The sequence below is a fragment of the Gemmatimonadota bacterium genome (assembly GCA_022560615.1).
Taxonomy (GTDB): Bacteria; Gemmatimonadota; Gemmatimonadetes; order Longimicrobiales; family Gaopeijiaceae; genus UBA1138.
Map to the genome: position 1 here is coordinate 1 of JADFSR010000085.1, position 5,381 is coordinate 5,381.

The window sequence follows — 5,381 nt, forward strand, 5'->3', positions numbered from 1 at the left end:
CAGATGCGGCGCTCGTGGCGTCTGCGATCCTTGGCTTTGAAGTCGTGGAACTGGCTCATACCGAAGAGACGTCTTACGGGGTTGCTAACCCCACATACTACCGATCAAACGGGAGTCGTGTTTCCCAATGTGCTGGCACAAGTGTATATTAACTATCTCGTATGTATAATAAGGCCGCCGGGCGACCCCGCCGATCAACGCTTTTCGGGAGACGCAACGCGTGGCAGGCATGAACCCAAGCGACTTCGAGCAGCAGGTCCTACTGGCGGTGTGGCGGCTGGGCGACGGTGCGTACGGTGCTTCGGTATGTGACGAACTGGAGGTGCGCACCGCTCGGTCGGTAGCACAGGGCGCCATCTACGTGACGCTGGTCCGGTTGGAAAAGAAGGGCTTTCTTCGCTCGCGCCTGGCCGACCCCGCGCCGGTGCGCGGAGGAAAGTCGAAGCGGTACTTCGAGATCACGCCTGAGGGAATGACCGGCGTGAAGGCGGCTCGAGACGAGATGGATCGCCTCTGGGAAGGCCTACCGACGACGGCGGAGCATTGAGGTTCGACCGCCCGAGCGCCCACCGCCCCCCTTTGGCCGCGCGTGCACTCCTCCGCGTAATGCTGCCCGGTTCCGTCCACGACTCGTTCGCCGGAGACCTCGAAGAGCGATTCCACCGCTTGGCTCCCGCACGGCGTGTGAGCAGGGTTGATCCGGTGCAGGCGTTGCGGACCGAATAGGGCTCGGTCAGCTTCCGTGCACGCATGGACCAAGCGACGACCGAGATTACGACCGCCAGCACTTCCCGTGCGCGGGCTTTCTACGAGCTGACCAAGCCCGGCATCGCCGGGTACGTGATGATCACAGCTGGCGCAAGCGCCTTCGTGGGCTCCGGAGGGTCCCTCGCGTTGCTTCCCGCGATTCACACAATACTCGGTACCGGTATCGCCACCGCGGGTGCACTCTCGCTGAACCAGTACGTCGAGCGCGAATACGACGCGATCATGGTGCGCACTCGCGGACGGCCGCTTCCCTCGAAGCGTCTCGAGCCGACCGAGGCTTTCCTCTTCGGTACAGCGCTACTCTTCGGTGGCTTGATCTACTTGGCGATCGCCGTTGGTGCCCTTCCGGCGGCGATCGCGGCCGCAAGCGCGTTGGTCTATCACGCCGTCTATACGCCGCTCAAGACACGATCGTTCGCGGCCACGCTCGCGGGAGCGGTTCCTGGCGCCTTGCCCATGCTGATCGGCTGGACCGCCGCAACCGGTGCGATCGATCGCGGCGGCCTGGCGCTGTTCGCCATCGGATACCTTTGGCAGCTGCCCCACGTGCTCGGCCTGGCTTGGATGCTCAGGAAAGACTACGCGCGCGTCGGTTTCAAGCTGATCCCGGGCGGAGGGGCCAAGGTCATCGGATTCCACATGGTGCTGGCGACAGGACTGCTGCTGCCCGTGAGCTGGATTCCGACCTACCTCGGCTATACCGGCATGATCTACGCGGTGGCAGCGACCGCGCTCGGCGCCGCATTCATGTTCACCGCAATCAGCGCTGCCAGGGACCTGACCGATGCCCGTGCCCGAAAAGTCTTCTTCGCCTCCCTGCTGTATCACCCGCTGCTGTTGGCCTTCATGCTCGTCGACACCGTTCGCGTTTAGGAGGTATACCGTGCACCGCCTGATTCTCGCACTGGCCCTGACGGCGATACCTGGCACTGCGACCGGCCAGACCGCCGAACGCCCGCGGGCGCGCGACCTGGGCATCACGGTCGGCATCTTCCCGCCAGGAGAGCACAACGCGATTACGGATGTGGCTGGGGTTCGTGTGGGCCACACCACGGTGTCCGACGGCGTCTCCGTTCAAACCGGCGTTACCGCAATCCTACCGCACGGCGGCAACCCCTACTTCAGCCGGGTTCCGGCCGCGATCCACGTGGGCAACGGCTTCGGCAAGCTGCTCGGCGTGACGCAGGTGCGCGAGCTCGGCGAGATGGAGACGCCGATCCTGCTCACGTGCACGCTGTGCGTCTGGAAGGCGGCCGACGCGATGGTCGAGTGGATGCTCGCCCTCGACGGGATGGAGAACGTGCGCTCGCTCAACGCGCTGGTGGGCGAAACGAACGACGGTGGGCTGAACGACATCCGCTCCCGGCCCATTACCGCGGAGCACGTCGTGCAGGCGCTCGAGTCAGCGAGCGGCGGTCCGGTCGAAGAGGGTGCGGTGGGTGCCGGCGCCGGTACGAGCGCCTTCGGCTGGAAGGGCGGGATCGGCACGAGCAGCCGGGTGCTGCCCCAGAGCCTGGGCGGCTATACGGTCGGTGTGCTGGTGCAGTCCAACCACGGCGGCATCCTGCAGATCAATGGGGCGCCAGTAGGCATCGAACTGGGTCGTTATCCGTACGCCGACCAGGTCGGCGACCCGGACGACTCCGATCCCCAGGCCGACGACTACGATCCACGGGCCACCGTCTACGATCTTCAGGTGGACGAGCAGGAGTGGGGTTCGATCATGATGGTGGTGGCGACCGACGCGCCGCTGTCCGACCGCAGCCTCGAACGGCTAGCGCGCCGGGCGATCATGGGACTCGCCCGCACAGGCTCGTTCGCGAGCAATGGCTCAGGCGACTACGTGATCGCCTTTTCCACGGCCAACGGGGTCCGACGCTCGCCGACCGGCGGAGTACACTCCATCGACGACCTCGCGAACAGCAGTATCTCTCCGCTCTTCGAGGCGACCGTAGAAGCGACCGAAGAGGCGATCTACAACTCGCTCTTCAAGGCCGTCACCGTCACCAGCAACGGCCGCACCGTAGAGGCGCTGCCGATCGAAGAAACTCTGGAGATCCTCAGGCGCTACGGAGCGATCCGCTGAGCACGGCGGGCCCGTCGGACTTCGACTGGTCGGTCCGGTCCGAGATCTACCGCGTCTTCAGGGAGACCGGTGCGTCGCCCTCCCTCGAGCAGCTGGCCTCTTCCGTCGGCGCCTCGCCCGAGCAGATCACCGTCTCCTTGACAGTGCTTTACGACGCCCACGAGATCGCGCCGACGCCGGACGGAAGTGGTGTGTGGATGGCAAACCCCTTCTCGGGCGTCGAGACCGAATACCCGGTCGAGACGCCGCACATGACGTGCTACGCCAACTGCGCGTGGGACGCCCTCGGAGTACCGGCGATTCTGGGCACCGACGGGTGGACACGCACGCGGTGTCAGGAGAGTGGCGTCCCGATGGAATTCGGGGTCCGTGACGGGCAGCTCGCAGGAGACGACGGAGTGATCCACCTGGTCGCTCCGCCTCGGCACGCCTGGCTCGACATCGGCTTCACCTGACGCACCTACCTGGCCTTCCGGTCGGAAGCGGACGTCGATGCCTGGCTGGAGCGCACGGGTCATCCGCGGGGAGCGACGGTCGACCTGGCTCAGATGTGGGCGCTCGTGCAGCTCTGGTATGCGGAGCGGCTTGCTTCCGAGTGGCGTGGCCGTAGCGCTGAAGCAAGCCAGGCGATCATGGACGCGGTCGGCTTGAGGAGGGAGTTCTGGCGGCTGCTGTGAGGGTGCGGCGGCCTACGGCAGAATAATTGGCTCCGGTCGAGAATACGTATCTCTTGATACAGAAGATACGTATGAGTAGGTCGCTCGCTTTCTCCATCTGGTGGATCCAGCTCGGTATCGGGCCCGAGCCCAAGGTGCTCTAACCGAACCGCACGAACTCGTCTTCTAGCGCCTGCGTCCATTCGCGGCCGAGACCGGCGTCCCGGGCGGTCGGCGCCCAGAGCGCGAGGGAGTCCAAGACCCGCTCGATGATCTCGCGCCCGCCGTGCGGCACATCGAACCGTGCGCCCACCTCGAGCAGATCGTTCCGTGTGAAATCGATGTGCTTCCCGTTGGCCGACATCTGGTGCTGCCGCGTCCACGGGCTGTGGGCGGCGTAGGCGACATCATAAGCGGGGGCGAGTCGCCACCGGCCCTCACGATCCATGAGAAAAGCGAAGTTCTTGACGTGGTCGTCGCGGTTCAGCGTCGCGAACGAGAAGACCATGCGCCGATATGCTTCGTTGACGGTGGGCTGCCCCAGGTGGAGCGCACGGATCGTACGGAAGTAATCCTCGTACGAGAGGGCGAACTGGTCGTTGAAGTCGACGTGCTGCATCCCCCCAAGGCTGTGCATGTGCAGCTTGCCGCCGGGAGGCCGGTCGAAGCGCCGGGTCATGAAGTGACCGAAACCGCGCTCCTCCATGAGGTGTGTCGGCTCGATCTCGATGCCGGCCGCGCGGGCCATCACGGAATACACGTACTCGGTGCGCCCGTACGGGAGGGAGTCGTACGCCACATCCGCCGTTGTGCCGCCCGACCCGCGTTGCACGCCGTCGAACTTGATGATCCAGGGCTCTTCACCCGCCTCCGGCGACGCGAAACCCGAACGTATCAGTCGCGTCTCGCGGTTCCACAGAACGACGGCCTTGGCGCGCGCACCGCCAGCGCTCCCACCGACGCGCATGATCTCGGGGATCGCCGCTTCCGCGTCGCGCTCGACGAGACTGCGCGCTTGACTCACGAGGAGCGCGACCTCCAGCGCCTCCGACGCCGGACCGTCGGGGGGCGCGTACGCCGGTTCGAACTCGAGCGCCCCCATCGCGCGCGAGCCCATGTAGAGGAGGCGCTGGACCTGGCTCAGCTCCGCGCCCGGCCTCCCCTGCTGCTCGAAGTAGCGCCGGATCACGCGGTTGCCGAAGTCGTCGGGCAGTGAGTCGGCCAGCAGCCCTGGAAGGCCGTTGAAAGTGAGCTCGCGACGAAGTTCGGGAAAGCTCATGGGCCCGCTTCGGGAGAGTGGCACATGAAGCGGGGAGACCTCGAGACCGCTCCGTCGGAAGTCGTCGTCGTACTCGAAAGTGATGGCGCCGGCCGAGTCCTCCGCGACCGCGCCGAGGCGTCGGCCCCACAGATTGACCACCGCGACAGGAGGTTCGGGCCACGTCTCAGCCATGGCTCCGGCGTGCCCGTTGGCGCCTGCGCTCGCGTTGTTCCGCAAGCCGGATCGGCGAGACCAGCGGCTCGGGTAGGAAGCTGTCCAGCGCCTCGACACGGCCGAGCGCTCGCAGAATCTTTACGAGCGTCTCCAGGCGGGGGTTCTCCCCGGCCTCCGCGCGCCTGATAGTCGCTTGTCCCACGCCCGCGGTCTCGGCTAGTTCGGCCTGCGTCACGTTCTGCTGGAGTCGGAAGCCGCGCAGCCTGGCCCCTACCTCTTGGAGAATCTCTTTGCTCGTATCCGTAGCTCTTATTTGACACATAGGGGGTATTGCCTTACGTCCACCGACCCCAAGATATAGTGGTTACCGGGGCCTCGCGGGCCGTTTCCCACGTCCGGTGCCGCGGTAAAGCGCTGAAGCTGGCGTGGGGGCACA

At 65.7% G+C, this 5,381-nt stretch carries 7 protein-coding genes; 5 read left to right on the plus strand and 2 right to left on the minus strand.

The genetic code is table 11. The features are described 5' to 3' along the window. Positions 1–229 precede the first annotated feature (229 nt). From IIB36_20120 to IIB36_20140, 5 genes are all read left to right on the plus strand, one after another. Entirely contained in the window at positions 230–547 is a 318-nt protein-coding gene (locus IIB36_20120; GenBank protein MCH7534047.1) for a PadR family transcriptional regulator, read from the plus strand. A gap of 203 nt (positions 548–750) precedes the next feature. Further along, positions 751–1,641, plus strand: coding sequence for a protoheme IX farnesyltransferase (cyoE, locus tag IIB36_20125; protein MCH7534048.1), 891 nt, complete (start codon positions 751–753; stop codon positions 1,639–1,641). Further along, entirely contained in the window at positions 1,553–2,854 is a 1,302-nt protein-coding gene (locus IIB36_20130; GenBank protein MCH7534049.1) for a P1 family peptidase, read from the plus strand. Before cyoE ends, IIB36_20130 begins: the two co-directional genes overlap by 89 nt. Before the next feature lie 137 nt (positions 2,855–2,991). Then, positions 2,992–3,309 (plus strand): hypothetical protein, encoded by a 318-nt coding sequence (locus tag IIB36_20135; GenBank protein MCH7534050.1) that lies wholly within the window; start codon positions 2,992–2,994, stop codon positions 3,307–3,309. Between the two features lie 9 nt (positions 3,310–3,318). Then, positions 3,319–3,531, plus strand: coding sequence for a hypothetical protein (locus IIB36_20140; GenBank protein MCH7534051.1), 213 nt, complete (start codon positions 3,319–3,321; stop codon positions 3,529–3,531). Positions 3,532–3,670: 139 nt separating this feature from the next. Here IIB36_20140 and IIB36_20145 read toward each other — a convergent pair whose 3' ends face one another. Both IIB36_20145 and IIB36_20150 read right to left on the minus strand, forming a co-directional pair. Continuing rightward, the gene (locus IIB36_20145) at positions 3,671–4,963 is read right to left on the minus strand and encodes a type II toxin-antitoxin system HipA family toxin (GenBank protein ID MCH7534052.1); all 1,293 of its coding nucleotides are present in this window, start codon (positions 4,961–4,963) and stop codon (positions 3,671–3,673) included. Then, entirely contained in the window at positions 4,956–5,267 is a 312-nt protein-coding gene (locus IIB36_20150) for a helix-turn-helix transcriptional regulator (protein MCH7534053.1), read from the minus strand. The genes IIB36_20145 and IIB36_20150 overlap by 8 nt, the downstream gene beginning before the upstream one ends. Positions 5,268–5,381: the final 114 nt, after the last annotated feature.

Excerpts from the sequence above, each read along its gene's own strand:
- IIB36_20120 (MCH7534047.1), top strand. The coding sequence starts at position 230 with ATGAACCCAAGCGACTTCGAGCAGCAGGTCCTACTGGCGGTGTGGCGG.
- cyoE (MCH7534048.1), top strand. The coding sequence starts at position 751 with ATGGACCAAGCGACGACCGAGATTACGACCGCCAGCACTTCCCGTGCG.
- IIB36_20130 (MCH7534049.1), top strand. The coding sequence starts at position 1,553 with ATGCCCGTGCCCGAAAAGTCTTCTTCGCCTCCCTGCTGTATCACCCGC.
- IIB36_20145 (MCH7534052.1), bottom strand. The coding sequence starts at position 4,963 with ATGGCTGAGACGTGGCCCGAACCTCCTGTCGCGGTGGTCAATCTGTGG.
- IIB36_20150 (MCH7534053.1), bottom strand. The coding sequence starts at position 5,267 with ATGTGTCAAATAAGAGCTACGGATACGAGCAAAGAGATTCTCCAAGAG.